This is a genomic window from Sinomonas cellulolyticus (assembly GCF_014656475.1).
GTDB classification, from domain to species: Bacteria; Actinomycetota; Actinomycetes; order Actinomycetales; family Micrococcaceae; genus Sinomonas; species Sinomonas cellulolyticus.
Genome location: NZ_BNCM01000002.1, coordinates 278,872 through 298,834, shown reverse-complemented (window position 1 = coordinate 298,834; position 19,963 = coordinate 278,872). Strand labels below are relative to the sequence as shown.

Below are 19,963 nucleotides of genomic sequence, written 5' to 3'. Positions count from 1 at the left end.
CATGCCTATCGCCACCCCTGAGAAGTACGCAGAGATGATCGACTCCGCCAAGAAGGGCGGCTACGCGTTCCCTGCGGTGAACGTGACCTCGTCGCAGACGCTGAACGCCGCGATCCGCGGCTTCGCCGAGGCCGGCTCCGACGGCATCGTCCAGGTCTCCACGGGCGGGGCGGCGTACTGGTCAGGAGCCTCGGTGAAGGACATGGTGGTCGGTTCGCTCGGCTTCGCCGCGTTCGCCCGCGAGGTGGCCAAGGGCTATGACGTCAACATCGCGCTCCACACGGACCACTGCCCGAAGGACAAGCTGGACGGCTTCGTCCTGCCGCTGCTGGCCGCGTCCGAGGCCGAGGTCCAGGCCGGCCGCGACCCGCTGTTCAACTCGCACATGTGGGACGGCTCCGCCGAGACCCTCGAGGAGAACCTGCGCATCGCCAAGGAGCTCCTGCCCCGCACTGCGGCGGCCAAGATGATCCTCGAGGTCGAGATCGGCACGGTGGGCGGCGAGGAGGACGGCGTCGAGAACGCCATCAACGAGAAGCTCTACACGACCGTGGACGACGCGCTCGCGACGATCAACGCCCTCGGCTCCGGGGAGAACGGCCGGTACATCACGGCCCTGACGTTCGGCAACGTACACGGCGTCTACAAGCCGGGTGGGGTCAAGCTGCGCCCGGAGATCCTCAAGGACATCCAGGCCGAGGTCGGCGCCAGGATCGGCAAGGACAACCCGTTCGATCTGGTCTTCCACGGCGGCTCCGGCTCGAGCGAGCAGGAGATCGCCGACGCCGTCTCCTACGGCGTGATCAAGATGAACATCGACACGGACACCCAGTACGCGTTCACGCGTCCCGTGGCCGGGCACATGTTCACCAACTACGACGGCGTGCTCAAGGTCGACGGCGAGGTGGGCAACAAGAAGACCTACGACCCGCGCGTGTGGGGCGCCCTCGCCGAGGCGAACATGGCCGCCCGCGTGGTCGAGGGTGCCCAGCAGCTTGGCTCCGCAGGCAAGTCCATCAAGTGAGCGACCCGCTCCGCACCAACCTGCTCGGGCCCGAGCCCACGCTGCTCCCCGCCGAGGACGAGGTCTACCGCGGCCTCGCCCTCGGCGAGTCGGCCGAGGAACTCGTGGCCGACTACCCGCAGTCCTCGCTGCTCTGGGCGATCCTCGCCGACGAGGCGTGGGCGCAGGGCCGCACGGTCGAGTCCTACGCCTACGCCCGGGTCGGCTACCATCGCGGGCTCGACGCGCTGCGCAAGAGCGGCTGGCGCGGCGCCGGCCCCGTCCCGTGGGAGCACGAGCCGAACCGCGGCTTCCTCCGCGCCCTCTACGCGCTCGGCCGTGCGGCCGCCGCGATCGGCGAGGCCGGCGAGCCCGAGCGGATCAACGAGTTCCTCCAGGGCTCCGACCCCACCGCGAAGGCCAGCATCGAGGCCCTCGGCTCGTAGGGCTCCCGGCTGTCCTAGCGGGTGAGCTTGCGCGGATCCACCGACGGGTCGGCGAGGCGCTGCGGGTCGGGGATGATTCCCCGGTCGATGATGCGCCTCGCCGCCCGGACCACGAGCGGCTGGTCGACCGCCGCGCATCCGAGCAGGTGCCCGTCCTCGGCCAGGAGGAACGCCGCCGCCGCAACGCCGTCCGCCACGCGCAGCACTGTCCTGGCCCCGGGCGCCCGGCGCGGGTCCATCGTGCCGGCCGCCTCGACGTGCACCCCGTGTCGGTCCGACCAGAACCACGGCGCCCCGAACTCCGGCGGCGCCTCGCCCAGCATTCCGGCGGCGGCGGCCTGACCCGAGCGAACGGCGGCCTCCCAGTGCTCCGCTCGGCGCAGGGGCACGCCCACGACGCCGCCCGGTTGCCGCACGCGCACAGCGTCGCCGGCCGCGAACACGGCCGGGTGAGAGGTCGCCCCGTCGGGCCCGACCAGGACGCCGTCCTCGACCTCGAGCCCGGCCGCCTCCGCCAGGGCGGTGTCCGGGGCGATGCCGATGGCCGCCAGCACGACGTCTGCGGGCACCGCGGAACCGTCTGCGAGGTGCACGAGGTAGCGGGCGGCGTCGGGCGCGTGCTGCGGCGCGTCCGAGATCCGCTCCGGCAGCCCGACCACCGTCCGGATACCGCGCTCGGCGTGCATGGAATGCAGCCGGCGGGCGAGGTCCTCGCCGACAGCCGGCGCGAGCGGAGTCTCCACAGGATCGACGAGGGTGACCTCGGCGCCGAGCGAGGCGGCCGCCGAGGCGACCTCGGCGCCGATGAGCCCGGCGCCCACGATGGTGAGCCGCGTCCCCGGTTCGAGCAAGGCCCGCAGAGCGTCGGAGTCGGCGCGGGAGCGCAGGGTGAGTGCCGTCTCCCCGCCGGGGACGGCCAGCGGCCTGGGGAGTCCGCCGGTCGCGAGGAGGAGCCTGTCCGCGGCGAGGCGAGTTCCGTCGTCGAGCGTCAGCGCAGGCCGGGCGCCGTCCAGCTCGAGGGCCGCGGCGCGCGAGGCGACCACGGCGACGTCGTGCTCCGGGTACCACGAGGCGGGCGCGAGCTGGATCTTCTCCGCGTCCTCGGTCCCGAGCAGGTATCCCTTGCTCAGGGGAGGACGGTCGTAGGGGAGGCCCTCGGGGGAGACCACGCTCAGCGGGCCCTCGTAGCCGCGGCTGCGGAGCTCCTGGACGGCACTGAATCCGGCCACGCCACCGCCGACGACGACGATCCCCGCGCCCGTGATCTGCGGGGCACTCGAGACGGCCACGCTACTGGGCGCAGGCGTCGGGATCGGCGTCCGTCCCCGGGTACAGCACGATCTGCCCGTCCCGGACCTCGACCTTGTGGGTGCGGGTGTCCACGGTCGCGGGCAGGCACAGGACCTTCCCCGTGCGGAGGCTGAAGCTCGACGAATGCAGGGGGCACTCGACCTGCTCGCCCTCGATCCACCCCTCCGCGAGGGAGGCCTCCTCGTGGGTGCACATGTCATTGAGCGCGAAGAAGCAGCCCGTCTCGGCGTGGAACACCGCGATGGCCTCGCTGAAGCCGGACTCCTCCGGTTCCACGACCTTGGCGCTGCCCTCGTCGATCTCGTCCGTGCTGCCGACCACGATTCCTTCGCTCATGGGATCCACTCTAGCTAGAGCAGCCGTCGCTGCCCGGGGAGCTGGACGCGCAGCCACGCGTGCCCGTAGCCCTCCACACGGATCTCTGCCTGGCCGTCGTCGGAAATGCGCAGACCCCCGTCGGGAGACGTATCGGACGACAGGAGGTCGAGCATGAGAGCACCGTGCCAGCCGTCGGCTGCTCCGGCCGGGCCAGACGGCGGCGAACCGAGGGAGAGCGTGACAGTGGCGTCCTCAGATGAGAGGTTGTGCACTGCGACCATGCTCGCGTCCTCCCACGTGTGCCGATAGGCCAGGACCGAGTGGACCGGCGTGTCGATGATCTCGCACTCGCCCCACCCGAGCTCGGGGCACTCGCGATAGCGCTGGGCGAGGAAGCGGACGAAGTTGAGGAGCGAATCCGCGTCACGCCGCGCGTCCGCCACGTTGACCTTCTCCGGCCCGAACTCGCCCTCAGGGATCCGGCTCACGAGCCTCCCGGGTGGGGCGGTCGAGAACCCCGCGTTGGGCCCGGACGTCCACTGCATGGGCGTGCGGACGGCCATCCTGCCTTCAGCTGAGAGGTCCTCGCCCATGCCGATCTCCTCCCCGTAGAACAGGATAGGCGTGCCCGGCAAGGTGAACAGGAGCGAGTAGATGAGGCGGATGCGGCGCTGGTCCCCGCCGAGCATGGGCGGGATCCGCCGCTTGAGCCCGCGGCCATAGATCTGCATCTCGGGTTCGGGGCCGAAGGCCGCGAAGACCTCTCCGCGCTCATCCTCGCTGAGCTTGTCCAGCGTCAGCTCATCGTGGTTCCGCAGGAAGGTGGCCCACTGGCAGTCGGGTGGGAGCGAGGGCCGGGATCGTAGTGCCCGGATGATGGGGCGCGCGTCTTGCCGGGCCATGGCGAGGTAGACGTTCTGCATGAGCTCGAAGTCGAACATCATGGTCAGCTCGTCGCCGGCCGAGCCCCCGAAGTAGTCGAGCTGTTCCTTGTACGGCAGGTTCACCTCGCCCAGCAGCACCGCATCCCCCTCGCGGCGGCCCGTGAACCTGCGCAGCGCCTTCAAGTAGTCGTGCCCGCTGTGGATTCCCTTGAGCTCGTCCTTCGGCACGCCTTCGAGGCTGAGGAAGTACGGCACCGCATCGACGCGGAACCCGCTGATCCCCAGGTGCAGCCAGAAGCCGATCGCCTTCGCGATCTCGTCCCGCACTTTCGGATTCGCAACGTTCAGATCCGGCTGCTCCTTGTAGAAGCGGTGCAGGTACCACTCGCCGCTGGCCTCGTCGAAGGCCCAGATCGAGGATTCCTGGCCCGGGAACGCCACCTCCTTCGAGGTGTCCGGCGGAGGGTCCGAACGCCACACATAGAAGTCCCTGAAGGGGCTGTCCTTTGAGGACCGGGCGGCCTTGAACCACGGATGCTGGTCCGAGGTGTGGTTGACCACGAGGTCGATCACCACGCGCAGGCCGCGGTCCTGGGCCATGCGGAGGAACTCCACCAGGTCCCCGTGGTGCCCGAGGCGGCTGTCGACGCCGAAGAAGTCCGTGATGTCGTATCCGTCGTCCCGGTGGGGGGTCGGGTAGAAGGGCATGAGCCACACGCACGTGACCCCCAGCTCCCGGAGGTAGTCGACGCGCTCAGCCAGGCCCGCGAGATCCCCGCAGCCGTCACCGTTCGAGTCATAGAAGGTCTCGACATCCAGGCAGTAGACGATCCCGGTCTTCCACCATAGATCGGACGTGTCCGTGATCCGCATGGCAGTGAGTTCCCCCGCCCGGCGGCGTGGAAACCAGGGTGTGGGACCGTCGTCGTGGGTCCTCGCCGACCGCCGGGTGGAAGGATGGTGACCATGCTCGACGACCTCGACAGGCAGATCACCGCCGCCCTCATCCGCAACGGACGTGCCTCGTGGCGGCAGATCGCGGAGGTGCTCGGGCAGCAGGAGCGAACCGTTGCCCGGCGCGGGAACCGGCTGCTCGCAAGCGGCGAGGTGCGCATTCATGCCCTCGCGAATCCGTCCGTGGTGGGGGAGGCCGATGCGTTCCTGCTCCGTGTCTCCGCGAGCCCCGCGGCGGTGCGCGGCGTGGCCGAGTGGCTCGCGAAGCGCGAGGACGTGCTGTGGGCCAGCGCCCTCGCCGGTGCGAGCGAATGCGTCGCGGAGGTCTTCGTCCCGGTGGAGAAGATCGGGACGCTCCTCTACCGGGACCTCGCGGCGGTAGAGGGCGTGGACGGCTTGGCCCTCGAGCCGCTGCTGCGCTACTACCGGACCGTGTCCGGGTGGCGCCCGGACGTCCTCGACTCTGCCCAGTACCAGGCGCTCGGCGTCGACGAGGACGCGGCGCTCGCCAGCCAGCGCCGGCGCCCTGACAGGGCGGTGCTGGACGAGTCGAACAGCGCACTCGTGGAGGTCCTGCGCGGCCGCGGGCGGGCGACCCTCGAGGAACTGTCCGCGGGCGTGGGGGCCTCGAAGGCCACAGTGGCGCGGCGTCTCGATGCCCTGATCAGTTCAGGTGCCCTGTTCATCCGCGCTGTCCTCGATCCCGCGACCCTCGGCTACCCCGTGGAGGCCCTCCTGGACCTCGCCTGCGCCCCCGAGAGCCGCGACGCCGTGGGGGCCGCGGTCGCGGCGCTGTCCACCACGCGCTGGTCCGCGGCGCGGTGCGAGGGTGTCCTCGTGCAGTCCGCGGTGGCAGGGCTGCCAGAGCTCGGAGAGCTGGTCGCGACCCTCAGTGCCATTGACGGCGTGGCGAGCGTCCGCTTCTCGCTCTACGCGGAGATCTTCAAGCGCAGCAGCACGGTCTACGCAGGCGGCGTGCTGCCTCCGGTGGACGAGAACTGACCGCTCAGCCCCAGAGCGCCTTCCGCAGGAGCCGCCGGAGGGTCCGCGCCTCCTCAGCGGTGAGGGAGGAGAGCAGGCTGGCCTCGCTCACCTTGACCGCGGCCTCGGCCCTGGTGTGCAGGCGCTCGCCGTCGCGGGTCGCGAGCACGATCTTCTGCCTGCGGTCGGTGCGGCCCTGCTCGCGTTCCACGAGCCCGCGGGTCTCGAGCTCGTCCACGAGCGCCACGATCTGGCTGGGATCGAGGCTGAGGAAGTCGGCAAGCTCCCGCTGGGTCGGCTCCATGCCGCTGCAGGCGAGCCTCAGGACGGAGTACGAGCGCTCCCGGAGGCCGAACTCGGCGAGCGTGCGGTTGTTCAGGGGTGAGCCGACCGCGTGCAGCTTCGCGAGGAGCAGGCCGATGTCGTCCGCGATCGGGGCCGCCGCCAGCCGCGGCACGGCGGTCTCCGTCTCATCCTGAACGCTCACGCGCACACTCCTTCAAACGTGGTCAAAAACAATCGTTGACATTTTCAATGATCCACGTTTTCATGGACTGTGACAAGGGTCTCACGGACGAGGCCGCAGCGAGAGTCTCAAGGAGCACGGCATGAGCCTGGCAGGCAAGGTAGCAATCGTCACCGGCAGCGGACAGGGCCTCGGGCTGGCCTACGCCCGGGAACTCGCGCGTCAGGGTGCCGCCGTCGTGGTCAACGACGTCAACGAGGAGACGGCGGCCGCCGCCGTGGCGCAGATCGAGGCCGACGGCGGCAAGGCGAGCGCCGTCGTCGTGCCCGTCGGCTCGACGGAGGCGGCGAAGGCCCTCGTCCAGGGGGCGGTGGAGGCGTTCGGGCGCCTCGACATCCTCGTCACCAACGCCGGAATCCTGCGGGACAAGAGCCTGCTGAAGATGACGGACGATGACTTCGACCTCGTCATCAACGTCCACCTCAAGGGCACCTTCACGTGCGTCCGCGAGGCGTACGCGTACTTCAAGGAGAACGGGATCGCCGGCCGGATCATCACGATCGGCTCCCCCACCGGCCAGCGCGGCAACTTCGGCCAGACCAACTACGCGGCCGCGAAGGCCGGGATCGTCGGCATGGTCCGCACGTGGGCGCTCGAGATGAAGAAGGCCGGTGTCACGGTCAACGCCGTCATCCCCGTGGCCGCGACGGCCATGACCAAGACGGTCCCGTACTTCGCCAAGGCCGTCGAGGCGGACGAGCGCGGCGAGGCGATGCCCGCCTTCTTCCGCCACGATCTGGGCTTCGGCACGGCCGACGACGTCGCGGGCCTCGTGGCGTACCTCGCCTCGGACGAGGCATCAGGCATCACGGGCCAGGCGATCGGCGCCGGCGGCGACCGCCTCCAGGTCTGGACCCACCCCGAGCCGGCCACGACCGACTACCGCGAAGGCGGCTGGACCTATGAGGCGCTCCAGGAGCAGGGCGCCGAGCTCATCGGCGCCCACCTGCAGAGCGTGGGCGAGGAGTTCCTCCCGCTGCCCGAGGAGCTCCAGCCCGAGAAGGCGGGTGCCTGACGTGGCCCGCTACGAGCTCGGCATCGACGTCGACGCGGTCGACGCGATCGACATGCACGTGCACATCGAGATCGACGGCCACGGGCACTGCTCCCTCCCGGACGACCTCAACGAGGCCTCCTCGGCATACTTCAAGGCCGAGGACCGCCACCCGACGCTCGAGAAGATCGCGGAGACCTACCGCGACCTGAACATGGCCGCCGTCGTGTTCACCGTCGACGCCCGCACGGCCCTCAAGCACGAGCCCAACTCCATCGAGGACCTCATCGCAGGCGCCGCGGAGCACAACGACGTCCTCATCCCCTTTGGCTCGGTGGACCCGCGCACGGGCGAGGAGGCCATCGCCCGCGCCAAGCACCAGGCCCTCGAGCTCGGCGCCCGCGGATTCAAGTTCCACCCCTCGCTGCAGGGCTTCGACCCCTCCAGCGAGGAGTTCTACCCCTTGTGGGAGGCGCTCGGGGAGCTTGGGCTCCCGGCCGTCTTCCACACCGGGCAGAACGGCATGGGCGCGGGGATGCCCGGCGGCCGCGGCATCAAGCTTCGCTATTCGAACCCGCTCCTGCTCGACGACGTCGCCGCCGACTTCCCGGAGCTGACCATCATCATGGCCCACCCGTCGGTGCCGTGGCAGGACGAGGCAAACTCGATCGCCACCCACAAGTCCAACGTGTACATCGATCTCTCCGGCTGGTCGCCGAAGTACTTCCCGGAGTCCCTCGTGAAGGCCTCGAACTCGGTGCTGCAGGACAAGGTGCTGTTCGGGACGGACTTCCCGCTCATCACCCCCGCCAAGTGGCTCGGCGCCTTTGCGGACCTCCCGCTCAAGGACGAGGTCCGGTCCAAGATCCTCAAGGGCAACGCCGTGAAGCTGCTGGGCCTCGGCGGCCAGGGGGGTGGACTCTGATGGACCGCCTGTACGGCATCGCGGACTGGTACGACGCCGAGTCCCTCCTCACCCACGACGAGCGCCTCGTGCTCGGCCGGCTCCGCGAGTTCCTCGAGACCACCGCGAAGCCGCTCGTGGGCGACTACTGGGAGCGCGGCGAGTTCCCCTACGAGATCGCCCAGCCGCTCATCGACCTCGACATCATGGAGCCCGCCGAGCTGACGCAGGAGGGGCCTGCCCGCGGGATCTACCAGGGCTTCCGCATCTTCGAGCTTGCCCGCACGGACGCGTCCCTCGCCACCTTCTACACCGCCCAGGCGGGCCTGTTCCGGACCGCGATCCGGGTCGGCGCCTCGGAGGAGCAGAAGAAGGAGTGGATGCCCAAGGTCATCGACTTCTCCCTCAGGGGCGTCTTCTCCCTCACGGAGCCGGAGCACGGCTCCGACATCGCGGGCGGCCTCGCCACGACGGCCCGGCGTGAGCCGGGCACGGACACGTGGGTCCTCGACGGCGAGAAGCGCTGGATCGGCGGTGCGTTCACCGCGGACGTCCTGGCGGTGTTCGCCCGCGACGTCGAGGACGGCCAGGTCAAGGGGTTCCTCGTCCCCCGCGAGGCCCCCGGCGTCACGCTGGAGAAGATCCACCGCAAGACCGCCCTGCGGATGATGCAGAACGCGCACATCACGCTCGACGGCGTGCGGGTCACCGAGGCGGACCGCCTCCACAACGTGAACTCGTTCAAGGACGTTGCCGCGATGCTGCGCGCCATGCGCTCCGACGTCGCCTGGATCGCCACGGGCATCCAGGCGGGCGCCTTCGAGGCCGCCCTGCGCTACGTCAGGGAGCGCGAGCAGTTCGGGCGGCAGCTCGGCTCGTTCCAGCTCGTCCAGGAGAAGCTCGCGCGCATGCTCGGCAACCTCACCGCCAGCCTGTCGCTCGTGGTCCGGCTCACCGAGCAGCAGGAGAAGGGCATCTACCGGGACCAGGACTCGGCCCTGGCCAAGATGCAGACCTCCCTGCTCATGCGCGAGACGGTCGCGCTCGCCCGCGAGGTGGTGGGCGGCAACGGCATCACCCTCGACACCGATGTGGCCCGGTTCCACGCCGACGCCGAGGCCGTCTACTCCTACGAGGGCACCCACGAGATCAACGCCCTCATCATCGGCCGGGCCCTCACGGGCCACGGCGCCTTCACCAAGTAGAGACCCCAGAGACAACTCAAGGAGAACCCCATGACCACCCGTGTTACCGAGCCGCGGCTCACCGTCGACTTCGACAAGCTCCTCACCATGGCCGGCGCCGACCTCGGCACCACGGACTGGATGGAGATCACCCAGGACCGCGTCAACCTCTTCGCCGACGCGACCGACGACCACCAGTGGATCCACACCGATCCCGAGCGCGCCAAGGAGGGCCCGTTCGGCGCCCCGATCGCCCACGGCTTCCTCACCCTCTCCCTCGTCATCCCGTTCTGGGGCGAGCTCTTCGACGTCGAGGGCGTCACCACGAAGGTCAACTACGGCCTCGACAAGGTCCGCTTCACGTCGCCGGTCAAGGTCGGCTCGAAGGTGCGCATGGCGGCGACCATCGCCGAGGTGACCGAGGTCAAGGGCGGCGCACAGATCAAGGTCAACGCGACCATCGAGATCGAGGGCCAGGAACGCCCGGCGGTCGTCGCCGAGTTCCTCGCGCGCTTCTACAAGTAGGCCCGTCCCGCCTCGTCCCCCCTGTCATCCCATCCGGCCCGAAGGAACCGCCATGCTGGCAACCCCGCAGTTGTCCACGATGAGCACCGCCGCGCAGCGCAAGGAAGCGCGCACGGTCATCCTGTCCAGCTACCTGGGCAGCACCATCGAGTTCTACGACTTCCTCCTCTACGCGACCGCCGCGGCTGTCGCCTTCCCCCAGGTCTTCTTTGCCGGGGCCGATCCATGGGTCGGCGTCGTGGCGGCGTACGCGACCTTCGCCGCCGGGTACGTTGCCCGCCCCCTCGGCGGCGCGGTCTTCGGCCACTTCGGCGACCGGCTGGGCCGCAAGGGCATGCTCATCGTGTCGATGACGGTCATGGGCCTCTCCTCCGCGGCGATCGGCCTCATCCCGGGGGCCAGCCTCATCGGCCCGTGGGGTGCCGTGATCCTCGTGCTGCTGCGCGTGCTCCAGGGGATCGCGGTGGGCGGCGAGTGGGGCGGTGCGGCCCTCATGGCCCTCGAGCACTCCGACCCGAAGAGGCGGGGCTTCGCGGCGTCGTTCGTGAACGCGGGCGCTCCCACCGGAGCGGTGCTCGGCACGCTCATGATGGGCGTCGTGTCGGCGCTGCCCGGCCCGGCCTTCCTCGCCTGGGGCTGGCGGGTCCCTTTCCTGCTCTCGTTCGCGCTTCTGGCCGTCGGACTGTTCGTCCGGATGCGCGTCGCCGAGAGCCCGATCTTCGCCGCGGCCATCGCTGCAGAGGAGAGCGCGGCCACGGACGCCAAGCCCAAGGTCCCCCTGCTCGAGGTGCTGCGCCGGCCCAAGGCGCTGATCTTCATCATGCTCGCCGGTGCCGCCGGGTTCGGCCTCCAGGTGGTGCTGCCCACCTTCGCGGTGACCTACGCGGTCTCCAAGGGCGCACCCCAGCAGGGCGTGCTCTATGCCTTCGCGGCGGCCTCCGCGATCTCGATCGTCTTCGTGCTGTTCGGCGGGCGCCTCTCGGACCGGTTCGGCAGGCGGCCGGTCATGATCGCCGGCCTCCTGCTGTTCGTCGCCTACCTGTTCCCGATGTTCGCGTTGCTGGGCTCGGGCAACGTGTGGCTCGTGTTCGCCGCGTTCACGCTTGCGCTCGTGTTCCACTCGACGCTCTACGGGCCCCTGGCCGCGTTCGTCTCCGAACAGTTCGGCACCACCTCCCGCTACACGGGCGCCGCGCTGGGCTACCAGCTCGCCACGCTCATCGGTGCGGGCTTCACTCCCGGGATCGTCGCCTCGCTCTACAAGGACTCGGGCCAGAGCATCGGGGCCGTGGTGGGCTTCCTGGCCGCCATGGCGGTGGTCTCGGCGATCTTCATCCTGCTCACGCGGGAGTCCAAGGACAACGACCTCACCACGGTCGGCTAGGGAGGAACCCCATGTACAACAACGGCGTCGGCTCCTGGCTCCACCGCCGTCGGCCCAAGTCCGGGCCCAAGGCGGCGCTGATTGCCGGGGAGCGCACCTACAGCTACGACGAGCTCTCCGAGCGAGCGGACCGGCTCGCCAACGCGCTGCGCCGCCGCGGGGTGGCCCGCGGCGACAGGGTCGCCTACCTGGGCGAGAACGACCCGGCGTTCGTCGAGACGTTCTTCGCCGCCGGGATCCTCGGCGCGATCTTCATCCCGCTCAACACCCGTCTGGCCGCCCCCGAGCTGCAGTTCCAGCTGCAGGATTCGGGTGCGAGGCTCCTGGTCAACGGTGCGGCCCTCGAGGAGCTGGCCGCGGCGGCCGCTGAGGGCACCGGAGTCCTGAACCGCCTCGTTGTGGGTGGGTCCCCCGCAGTGGCGCACGACGCCGCCCCGGCGGCTTCCGCGCCGGGCTCGCCGCCCGTCGTCGGACGCGGCGTGGAAGCCTACGAGGAGGCGCTCGCGAGCGCGCCGGCCGAGGTGATCGACGAGGCCGTGACGCACGACGACGGCGCCATGATCCTCTACACGTCCGGGACCACGGGGCGCCCCAAGGGCGCCCTGCTGACCCACGGGAACATCACGTGGAACTGCATCAACGTGATCACGGACATGGATGTCAATCGGAACGACATCGCGCTCATGATCTCCCCGCTGTTCCACGTCGCCTCGCTCGACATGGGCCTGCTGCCCATGCTGCTCAAGGGTGCGACCGTGGTCCTCGAGCAGAAGTTCGACCCGGCGCGGGTGCTCGCGGCGATCGAGAAGCACCGGATCACGGCCCTCAGCGGGGTGCCGACCACCTACCAGCTCCTGGCCGAGCACCCCGACTGGGCGACGACTGACATCAGCTCACTCGACAAGCTCACGTGCGGCGGGTCCGCGGTCCCGATGCGGGTCCTGGAGGCCTATGAGGAGCGGGGCCTCGGGTTCTCCAACGGCTACGGCATGACAGAGACGGCGCCCGGAGCGACCACGCTCCCCGTGTGGCGGTCCCGGGAGAAGGCGGGCTCCTCCGGGCTGCCGCAGTTCTTCACCGACATCCGCATCGTGGACCCGATCGGGCAGGTCCTCGGCCCGGGAGAGGTCGGGGAGATCCAGATCGCCGGTCCGAACGTCATCAGGGAGTACTGGAACCGCTCCGACGCGACCCGCGAGTCGTACGCGGACGGGATCTGGTTCAAGTCCGGGGACATGGGCTACCGCGACGAGGAGGGCTTCCTCTTCGTCTCGGATCGGCTCAAGGACATGATCATCTCCGGCGGCGAGAACATCTACCCGGCCGAGGTGGAGGCGCTCATCGTCGAGCTGGACGAGGTTGCGTCCGTGGCGGTGATCGGAGTGCCCGACGACAAGTGGGGCGAGGTGCCCAAGGCCATCGTGACGCTGCGCGAGGGCGCCACCCTCACGCAGGACCAGGTCGCGAAGCACCTCGACGGTCGCCTCGCCCGGTACAAGATCCCCAAGTCCGTGGTGTTCGTCGAGGAGATGCCGCGCACCGCGAGCGGCAAGATCCGCAAGGCGGAGCTGCGGAAGCAGTACGCGGGATAGGCGGCAGCGGCGCGGGCTACTCGAAATGGGCGTACTTGGCCCGCGCCGCGCTGTAGACGCCGTAGCAGGCGAGGCCGAGCGCGACGGCGCCCAGGATCCAGCCGCCGAACGGCTCCGACGCGAGCGACTTGAGTGCCCCGTCGAGGCCCGACTGCTGCTTCGGATCGTGGTTCACAGCGGCAACGAGGACGAGCACCCCCACCACCAGCACCGCGATGCCCTTGGCGACGTACCCGACGCTGCCCACGACCTTCACCCAGTCGGGCGCCCCCTTGGTGGGCTGGGCATCCTTCCCCAGGAAGCCGCGGGTCACGCCCCGGAAGCCGAAGTAGACGCCGATGCCCAGGACCACGAGCCCGATGAGGAAGAGCACCACTCCGCCGAACGGGATCGAGAGCACGCTGGCCGTGGTCTGCTGGGACTGCTGGCTCGAATTCCTCTGGTTGCCGATGGCGAAGCTGATGAAGAGCCACGTGAGGCCGAAGTACGCCAAGGAGGTTCCGGCCGGCCCCAGCGCCTTGGTGGCCTTGCTGTACCGGCGCCATCTGCCGACGGCGTTCAGGAGCATCCAGATCGCCAGCGCCGCACAGCAGAGCACGCCAGCCCACAGGAGGATGGGGCCGCCCGGCGCCGACGCGATCTGCTGCACCGCGCTCGACTGGTCGGCCGTGCCGCTCCTGCCCCCGACCGCCGCTTGGAGGGCAAGCCACGCGATGAGCACGTGCACGAGTCCCACGAAGACGAAGCCTGCACGGGCAACGCCCTGGGCCGCTGGCGAGCCCGCGGCCCGCTCGGCATGGTGGGCGGCGTCCTTCGCGGCACCTTTGGCCGAGTTGGCCGCGCCGCTGCTCCTGTGTGGCCGATGGTCCACTGATGACCTCCTGGTACGAGTGCGTTCCCTTATCTTCAGTGTCTCTTGCCCCGCTTCGGTAGACTTGGGTGGCAAGAGCCCCGGAAGTCTTGCCACGACGCGCGAGAGACGGGCTCTTTGCATGTAGGCCAGCGGCCAGCCGGGCCGTGGGCGGTGTCCCGGGGAGGAATCCATGCCAGCAATCGTGATCGTCGGAGCCCAATGGGGCGACGAGGGCAAAGGCAAGGCCACCGATCTGCTGGGCGGACGGGTCGACTATGTGGTCAAGCCGAACGGCGGCAACAACGCCGGGCACACCGTCGTCGTCGGTGGCCAGAAGTACGAGCTCAAGCTTCTCCCCGCCGGCATCCTGAGCCCGAACGCGATCCCGATCATCGGCAACGGCTGCGTGGTGAACCTCGAGGCGCTGTTCGAGGAGATCGACGGGCTCGAGGCCCGCGGCGGCGACGCGTCCCGGCTGCGCGTCTCGGCGAACGCGCACCTCGTGGCCCCCTACCACCAGACCCTCGACAAGGTCACCGAGCGCTTCCTCGGCAAGCGGGCCATCGGCACCACCGGCCGCGGCATCGGCCCCGCCTACCAGGACAAGGTTGCACGCCTGGGCATCCGCGTTCAGGACGTGTTCGACGAGTCGATCCTCCGGCAGAAGGTCGAGGGCTCGCTGCGCCAGAAGAACGAGCTGCTCGTGAAGGTCTACAACCGCCGCGCCGTGAGCGTGGAGGAGACCGTCCAGTACTTCCTCGGCTTCGCCGAGCGCCTGCGCCCCCTGGTCGTCGACTCGACCTACGAGCTCAACCGGGCGCTCGACGACGGCAAGGTGGTCCTCATGGAAGGCGGCCAGGCCACCTTCCTCGACGTGGACCACGGCACCTATCCGTTCGTGACGTCCTCGAACCCGACGGCCGGCGGCGCCTCCGTGGGCTCCGGCATCGGCCCGACCCGGATCTCCCGTGCGATCGGCATCATCAAGGCGTACACCACCCGCGTGGGCGCCGGTCCGTTCCCCACCGAGCTGTTCGACGAGATGGGGGAGTACCTGCAGAAGACCGGCGGCGAGTTCGGCGTCAACACGGGCCGCCCGCGCCGGTGCGGCTGGTACGACTCGGTCCTCGCCCGCCACGCCTCCCGTGTCAACGGCTTCACCGACTACTTCCTCACCAAGCTCGACGTGCTCACCGGCATCGAGAGGATCCCAGTGTGCGTGGCGTACGACGTGGATGGTGTGCGGCACGACGAGATGCCGATGACCCAGACCGAGTTCCACCACGCGGTCCCGATCTACGAGTACTTCGACGGCTGGACCGAGGACATCAGCGGCGCGACGACCCTCGACGAGCTTCCCACGAACGCCCGCGACTATGTCCTCGCGCTCGAGAAGCTCTCCGGCACGCGGTTCTCCGCGATCGGCGTGGGCCCCGACCGCGACCAGACCATCGTGGTCCGCGACCTCATCGACTGAGTCCTGGCGCGGGGGACGGCCCAGAAAAAATGTTTGGGGCTCCGCGTAACCTTTCACGCACCCCGAACGATTACGTGAGTGTAAGCCGGGCTGGAATCTGTCCCCCATCATGTTCCAGCCCGGCTTCTTCTCTGTCCGGGGCCGCCCCACGAGCCGTCAGCGCAGCTGGCCGACGGCTAGACTGGGGCGGACTCCGACCGCATCACCAGAGGAAGCTGTGCCCGAAGCAATCAGCGACGCCGACCTTGTGCCGGGCGCCAGGACCGAGCACGAGCTGTTCACGCTCGTGTACCGCTCCTTGGCACCAGCCGTAGTCGCGTACGCCGCGGCGCGGGGCCTCGAAGACCCTGAAGCGCTCGCGCAGGACGTCTTCATCAGCGTGCTGCCGAGGCTCGGGGGGATCGACGGCGGCGTGGCCGGCCTGAAGACCTTCGTCTTCTCGGTGGCCCACGCCAGGGTGGTGGACCACTACCGGCGCCATGAGCGGCGCCCGGCAGTGGTCGACTACGACCCGGTCCTGGACACCCGGCTGGCCAGCTCGGCCGAGCATGAAGCGCTGGTGGCCACGGGGCAGACCGATGCCGAACTCCTGATCGGAAAGCTCAAGGGAGATCAGAAGGAGGTGCTCACCCTCCGCATCGTCGCAGAGCTGAGCATTGAAGAAGTGGCCTCCGTGCTCGGCAAGACGCCGGGGGCAGTCAAGCAGCTCCAGCGCAGGGCCCTCCTGGCCCTGAGGGAGCACGTCTCCGAGGAAGAGTGGGTCCGATGAGTGCGAAGAGGACGCAGCTGGAGGCGGTGCTCGACGACGAGGGATTCGGGCACGACGCCGCGCTCGCGGCCGCCCTGGAGCCGCTCCTCGCGCTCTGCCCGCGTGAGGCGCCGCCCCTGTCCCCCGAGCTCGCCCGGATCTTCGCCGGCGCCGACGGGGCGCCGGGCGCGCTGGGGCGGACCGCTCCTGCGGGCGCCGCGGCTGAGGATGCCGCGTCCCTCCGTGCCGTGCCGGCGGCGATGACCGCCTGGGTGAGCGACCCCGTGACCGAGCCGCTCGCCGTCGTGCGCGATGCCCCACCCACCGAACTGCAGACGGCACCGATCACCGTCGCGTCGGTCGTCCCGCTGACCCGCGCTGCGGCGCTCAAGGCGGAGGCGCCCGCGCGGCCCCCGCGGACCATCAAGAGGCACCGCGGCGCGCTGCTCGGTGCGATCGTCGCCGTGGGGCTGGGACTCAGCGGCGCAAGCGTGGCGGCCGCTGTCGGCGGACATCCCTGGAGTTGGGGCAGCGGCACCGCGGTCGGGCCCGTGGAGGGCGGCTCGCCCCAGAGCACCGTGACCGAGACGCCTGTCGCGCACCCCGATTCTTCCGCCGGAGATGCCCACGGCGGGAAGGGCCCGGCCGACGCCACTGCAGTCTCGGGAAGCCAGGCGCAGACCGGAGAGGGCGCCAGCCAGACCCAGCAGGGCCACGACGCGAATGCGCCGGCCGTGGACAGCCAGAGTTCCGCCACCGGAGACCGCAGCGATTCCTCACGCCCGCGCCCGGGGGGCGGAGGAGGCCAGAAGAACGGCTCCAGCGGAAACGGTCAAAACGGGAACACGCAGGGCGGCAATACGCAGGGCGGCAACAGCCAGGGTTCCAACCGGTAGGGGCTCGCCACCTCCGATGCGGAGGGGGATAGCATGGGCCCATGCGGCATGTGAACGATCCTGCTGTCATTCAACGCCTCATGGAGACCCCGGGGACGTGGGCGATCGTCGGCCTCACCCGGAACGAATGGAGGGCCGCCCACTCCGTGGCGCTGACCGTCCGCGACACGATGGGGAACCGGATCATCCCGGTGAATCTCCGGGCCGAAAGCGTGCATGGTGAACCCGGCTACGCGACACTCGCCGACATCCCCGAGGAGCTGAGGCCGATCGACGTCGTCGACTGCTTCGTCAACTCCGAGAAGGTGGGCGACATCGTGGACCAGGCGATCGCCGTCGGCGCGAAGGCCGTCTGGCTGCAGCTCGGAGTGGTGGACGACGCCGCGGCGGAGCGCGCGCTCGAGGCCGGGCTCGACGTCGTCATGAACCGGTGCCCCGAACAGGAGATCTGGCGCTGGCGGAAGGGCAGGCCCGCCTGATGGGCGCCATCGGCGTGAGCGGTGCGTGATGGACGGCGCCGCGCTCCGCGAGCTGTGCCTCGCGTTCCCGGGTGCGTACGAGGACTTCCCCTTCGGCCCTGAGGCCTCGGTGTTCAAGGTGCGCGCGCCCTCCGGCGCCGGGGAGCGGCCGGGCAAGATGTTCGCCCTGTCCAGCCTGGACCTCTCGCCGCTGCGGGTTGCACTCAAGTGCGACCCTGCTCTGGCCGTGCAGCTGCGGGCCGCGCACCCGGAGATCACCGGGGCATGGCACATGAACAAGACGCACTGGAGTGATGTGCGCCTGGACGGAGCGCTCTCCGACGGCGATGTGCGGGACCTCGTGGAGGATTCCTACGACCTCGTCGTGGCCGGCCTCCCGAGGGCGCACCGCGAGGCGCTCGGCTGGAGCCGGCTCGCGCGGTGAGCGGGTTAGGGTGGGAGCGTGCTGGATCAGACCACGCTCGACACGCTCTGGGACTTCGCCGATCCTGCCGCCTCTGAGCAGCGCTTCCGCTCCGCGCTCGAGGCCGGTGCCTTCGAAGGACGCGCCTTCGACGAGGCCGAGCGGCGCGAGCTCGCCACCCAGCTAGGCCGAGCGATCGGCCTGCAGGGGCGGTTCGAGGAAGCCGACGCCCTCCTCGACGGCATCGACACCGAGCCCGACCCCACCATCGGCGTGCGCGTGCTCCTCGAACGCGGCCGCCTGCTCAACTCCTCAGGGCACCCGGCCATGGCCGTGCCGCTGTTCGAGCAGGCAGCCGAGCTGGGCGAGCACCTCGGTGACGAGTTCCTCGCGGCGGACGCCTTCCACATGCTCTCGATCGCCGACGCCGACCACGCCGTGTCCTGGGCCCGCGCCGGCATCGAGTACGCGCGAGGCGCCCACAGCGCCCGCGCGCAGCGGTGGTGCGTCTCGCTGCACGGGAACCTCGGTTGGCTGTTCCTGGACGCCGGCGAGCCCGCCCAGGCGCTCGTCGAATTCCAGCTCGCCGAGCAGTGGGCCGCCCGCGTGGGCACGCCCGCCCAGGAGGAATGGGCCCGTGAGGGCGTCGAGGCCTGCCGCGCCGCGGGCGGCTGACGCGGGCCCGATCAGTCGGCCACGAAGTACATCCGCTTGTTGACGAACTCGTCCATGCCGAGCGGGCCGAGCTCACGGCCGAACCCGGAGCGCTTGACCCCGCCGAACGGCACCTCAGCACCCTCGGCGGCGGGCGTGTTCACGTTCGCCATGCCCACCTCGAGGCGCTGCGCGACCTTCTCGGCGCGCGCGGTGTCCTCCGAGAAGACAGCGCCGCCGAGCCCGTACGGGGTGTCATTGGCCAGGCGCAGGGCCTCCTCGTCGCTGCTGACCTTGTACACCACGGCGACCGGGCCGAACAGCTCCTCCTTGTACGCACGCATCTCGGCGGTGACGCCCGTGAGGACTGCGGGGGAGTAGTACGCGCCGTCGCCTTCGGAGAGGACGCCGCCGGCGTGGAGGGTGGCGCCCTTGTCGAGGGCGTCCTGCACCTGCGCGGCGAGGCCCTCGGCGGCGGCGCGGGAAGAGAGCGGAGCGAACGTGCCGTCTGCGTCCTCGGCGGGGTTGCCGGGCTTGAGGCTCTGGGCGCGGGCCGTGAGCTGGGCGACGAAGTCGTCGAAGACGTCCTCCGCCACGATCATGCGCTTGTTGGAGTTGCAGGCCTGGCCCGTGTTCTCCATGCGGGTGTCCCACGCGGTGTCCGCGAGGGCCTTCGGGTCAGCTGCATCGAGGACCACGAACGGGTCCGATCCTCCGAGCTCGAGCACGGCCTTCTTGAGGTTCTTGCCGGCCAGCTCCCCGATGATGGCGCCGGCGCGCTCCGACCCGGTCAGGGAGACGCCCTGGACGCGCGGATCCGCGATGATGTCTGCGATCTGCTGGTGGGAGGCGAACACGTTGACGTATGCGCCACGGGGCACGCCGGCGTCGTCCATGATCTGCTGGATCGCGAGCGCCGAGCGCGGGCACGACTCGGCGTGCTTGAGGATGATCGTGTTGCCGAGCATGAGGTTCGGCGCTGCGAATCGGGCCACCTGGTAATAGGGGTAGTTCCACGGCATGATGCCCAGCAGCGGTCCGATGGGCAGCTTCTGCACCACGGCACGGCCGCCGGAGAACGTCCTGATCTCCTGGTCCGCGGCGAGGGCGGGACCCTCCTCGGCGAAGTACTTGAAGATGTCGGTGCAGAACTCTGCCTCGCCCTTGGACTGGGAGAGCGGCTTGCCCATCTCGGTGGTGATGATCGCCGCCAGCTCGTCGGCGCGCTCGGTGAACAGCTCGGCGATGCGGGAAACGACCTTGGCGCGGTCCTCGATCGGGGTCTCGCGCCACGAGGCGTAGGCCTCGGTCGCGGAGGCGATCGCGCTCTCGATCTCGGCGTCTGTGGCGGTCGGGAACGTCTCGACGACCTCGCCCGTGGCGGGGTTCAGGACGCGGTATCCGGGCTCGGCTGAAGTGCTCGCGGTGCTAGTCATGGCACCATCTT

21 protein-coding genes are annotated in these 19,963 nt (G+C 70.0%); 15 read left to right on the top strand and 6 right to left on the bottom strand.

The window, feature by feature from the left end; all coding sequences use genetic code 11:
* Position 1: 1 nt before the first annotated feature.
* Together fbaA and IE231_RS03560 are read left to right on the top strand one after the other, a co-directional pair.
* Positions 2 to 1,024 (top strand): class II fructose-bisphosphate aldolase, encoded by a 1,023-nt coding sequence (gene fbaA / locus IE231_RS03565; protein ID WP_189692566.1) that lies wholly within the window; start codon positions 2 to 4, stop codon positions 1,022 to 1,024.
* Positions 1,021 to 1,449, top strand: coding sequence for a DUF3151 domain-containing protein (locus tag IE231_RS03560; protein ID WP_189692565.1), 429 nt, complete (start codon positions 1,021 to 1,023; stop codon positions 1,447 to 1,449). Before fbaA ends, IE231_RS03560 begins: the two co-directional genes overlap by 4 nt.
* 14 nt (positions 1,450 to 1,463) lie before the next feature.
* Here IE231_RS03560 and IE231_RS03555 read toward each other — a convergent pair whose 3' ends face one another.
* Genes IE231_RS03555 through IE231_RS03545 form a run of 3 tightly spaced genes read right to left on the bottom strand, consistent with a single transcriptional unit; the run spans position 1,464 to position 4,835 of the window.
* Positions 1,464 to 2,738 carry an NAD(P)/FAD-dependent oxidoreductase gene (locus tag IE231_RS03555; protein ID WP_229866469.1) on the bottom strand — a complete coding sequence of 425 codons (1,275 nt, stop codon included), beginning with the start codon at positions 2,736 to 2,738 and terminating at the stop codon, positions 1,464 to 1,466.
* A gap of 1 nt (position 2,739) precedes the next feature.
* Positions 2,740 to 3,096, bottom strand: a complete 357-nt coding sequence (locus tag IE231_RS03550; protein WP_189692564.1) for a non-heme iron oxygenase ferredoxin subunit — start codon at positions 3,094 to 3,096, stop codon at positions 2,740 to 2,742.
* A gap of 14 nt (positions 3,097 to 3,110) precedes the next feature.
* Positions 3,111 to 4,835 (bottom strand): alpha-amylase family protein, encoded by a 1,725-nt coding sequence (locus IE231_RS03545; protein ID WP_189692563.1) that lies wholly within the window; start codon positions 4,833 to 4,835, stop codon positions 3,111 to 3,113.
* Positions 4,836 to 4,928: 93 nt separating this feature from the next.
* On the opposite strand from IE231_RS03545, the gene IE231_RS03540 reads away from it, so the two are divergent.
* Positions 4,929 to 5,918, top strand: coding sequence for an Lrp/AsnC family transcriptional regulator (locus IE231_RS03540; protein WP_189692562.1), 990 nt, complete (start codon positions 4,929 to 4,931; stop codon positions 5,916 to 5,918).
* A gap of 4 nt (positions 5,919 to 5,922) precedes the next feature.
* On the opposite strand, the gene IE231_RS03535 is transcribed toward IE231_RS03540, so the two are convergent.
* Positions 5,923 to 6,384 carry a MarR family winged helix-turn-helix transcriptional regulator gene (locus tag IE231_RS03535; protein ID WP_189692561.1) on the bottom strand — a complete coding sequence of 154 codons (462 nt, stop codon included), beginning with the start codon at positions 6,382 to 6,384 and terminating at the stop codon, positions 5,923 to 5,925.
* Between the two features lie 121 nt (positions 6,385 to 6,505).
* Between IE231_RS03535 and IE231_RS03530 the strand changes: the two genes are divergently transcribed.
* The 6 genes from IE231_RS03530 to menE are packed head-to-tail and all read left to right on the top strand — an operon-like array spanning position 6,506 to position 13,006.
* The gene (locus IE231_RS03530; RefSeq protein ID WP_189692560.1) at positions 6,506 to 7,438 is read left to right on the top strand and encodes an SDR family NAD(P)-dependent oxidoreductase; all 933 of its coding nucleotides are present in this window, start codon (positions 6,506 to 6,508) and stop codon (positions 7,436 to 7,438) included.
* Between the two features lie 52 nt (positions 7,439 to 7,490).
* A complete protein-coding gene (locus IE231_RS03525) occupies positions 7,491 to 8,342 on the top strand; it encodes an amidohydrolase family protein (protein WP_189692666.1) in 852 nt (283 codons plus the stop codon).
* The gene (locus IE231_RS03520) at positions 8,342 to 9,526 is read left to right on the top strand and encodes an acyl-CoA dehydrogenase family protein (protein WP_189692559.1); all 1,185 of its coding nucleotides are present in this window, start codon (positions 8,342 to 8,344) and stop codon (positions 9,524 to 9,526) included. Before IE231_RS03525 ends, IE231_RS03520 begins: the two co-directional genes overlap by 1 nt.
* Positions 9,527 to 9,556: 30 nt before the next feature.
* Positions 9,557 to 10,030, top strand: coding sequence for a MaoC family dehydratase (locus IE231_RS03515; protein ID WP_189692558.1), 474 nt, complete (start codon positions 9,557 to 9,559; stop codon positions 10,028 to 10,030).
* Between the two features lie 52 nt (positions 10,031 to 10,082).
* Positions 10,083 to 11,414 (top strand): MFS transporter, encoded by a 1,332-nt coding sequence (locus IE231_RS03510; RefSeq protein WP_189692557.1) that lies wholly within the window; start codon positions 10,083 to 10,085, stop codon positions 11,412 to 11,414.
* 11 nt (positions 11,415 to 11,425) lie between these two features.
* A complete protein-coding gene (menE, locus tag IE231_RS03505) occupies positions 11,426 to 13,006 on the top strand; it encodes an o-succinylbenzoate--CoA ligase (RefSeq protein ID WP_189692556.1) in 1,581 nt (526 codons plus the stop codon).
* A 16-nt stretch (positions 13,007 to 13,022) separates the two neighbouring features.
* Here menE and IE231_RS03500 read toward each other — a convergent pair whose 3' ends face one another.
* Positions 13,023 to 13,877, bottom strand: coding sequence for a DUF1206 domain-containing protein (locus IE231_RS03500; protein ID WP_229866468.1), 855 nt, complete (start codon positions 13,875 to 13,877; stop codon positions 13,023 to 13,025).
* A 172-nt stretch (positions 13,878 to 14,049) separates the two neighbouring features.
* Between IE231_RS03500 and IE231_RS03495 the strand changes: the two genes are divergently transcribed.
* The 6 genes from IE231_RS03495 (at position 14,050) to IE231_RS03470 (ending at position 18,537) form a co-directional block, all read left to right on the top strand.
* Positions 14,050 to 15,336, top strand: a complete 1,287-nt coding sequence (locus IE231_RS03495) for an adenylosuccinate synthase (protein ID WP_189692555.1) — start codon at positions 14,050 to 14,052, stop codon at positions 15,334 to 15,336.
* Positions 15,337 to 15,553: 217 nt separating this feature from the next.
* Positions 15,554 to 16,105 (top strand): RNA polymerase sigma factor, encoded by a 552-nt coding sequence (locus IE231_RS03490; RefSeq protein ID WP_229866467.1) that lies wholly within the window; start codon positions 15,554 to 15,556, stop codon positions 16,103 to 16,105.
* Positions 16,102 to 16,980 (top strand): hypothetical protein, encoded by an 879-nt coding sequence (locus IE231_RS03485; RefSeq protein ID WP_189692553.1) that lies wholly within the window; start codon positions 16,102 to 16,104, stop codon positions 16,978 to 16,980. Before IE231_RS03490 ends, IE231_RS03485 begins: the two co-directional genes overlap by 4 nt.
* Before the next feature lie 41 nt (positions 16,981 to 17,021).
* Positions 17,022 to 17,459 (top strand): CoA-binding protein, encoded by a 438-nt coding sequence (locus IE231_RS03480; RefSeq protein WP_189692552.1) that lies wholly within the window; start codon positions 17,022 to 17,024, stop codon positions 17,457 to 17,459.
* A gap of 28 nt (positions 17,460 to 17,487) precedes the next feature.
* Positions 17,488 to 17,883 carry an MmcQ/YjbR family DNA-binding protein gene (locus IE231_RS03475; RefSeq protein ID WP_189692551.1) on the top strand — a complete coding sequence of 132 codons (396 nt, stop codon included), beginning with the start codon at positions 17,488 to 17,490 and terminating at the stop codon, positions 17,881 to 17,883.
* A gap of 18 nt (positions 17,884 to 17,901) precedes the next feature.
* Complete coding sequence (locus IE231_RS03470; protein WP_189692550.1) at positions 17,902 to 18,537, top strand: tetratricopeptide repeat protein; 636 nt, start codon at positions 17,902 to 17,904, stop codon at positions 18,535 to 18,537.
* A gap of 11 nt (positions 18,538 to 18,548) precedes the next feature.
* On the opposite strand, the gene IE231_RS03465 is transcribed toward IE231_RS03470, so the two are convergent.
* Positions 18,549 to 19,952, bottom strand: coding sequence for an NAD-dependent succinate-semialdehyde dehydrogenase (locus IE231_RS03465; protein WP_189692549.1), 1,404 nt, complete (start codon positions 19,950 to 19,952; stop codon positions 18,549 to 18,551).
* Positions 19,953 to 19,963: the final 11 nt, after the last annotated feature.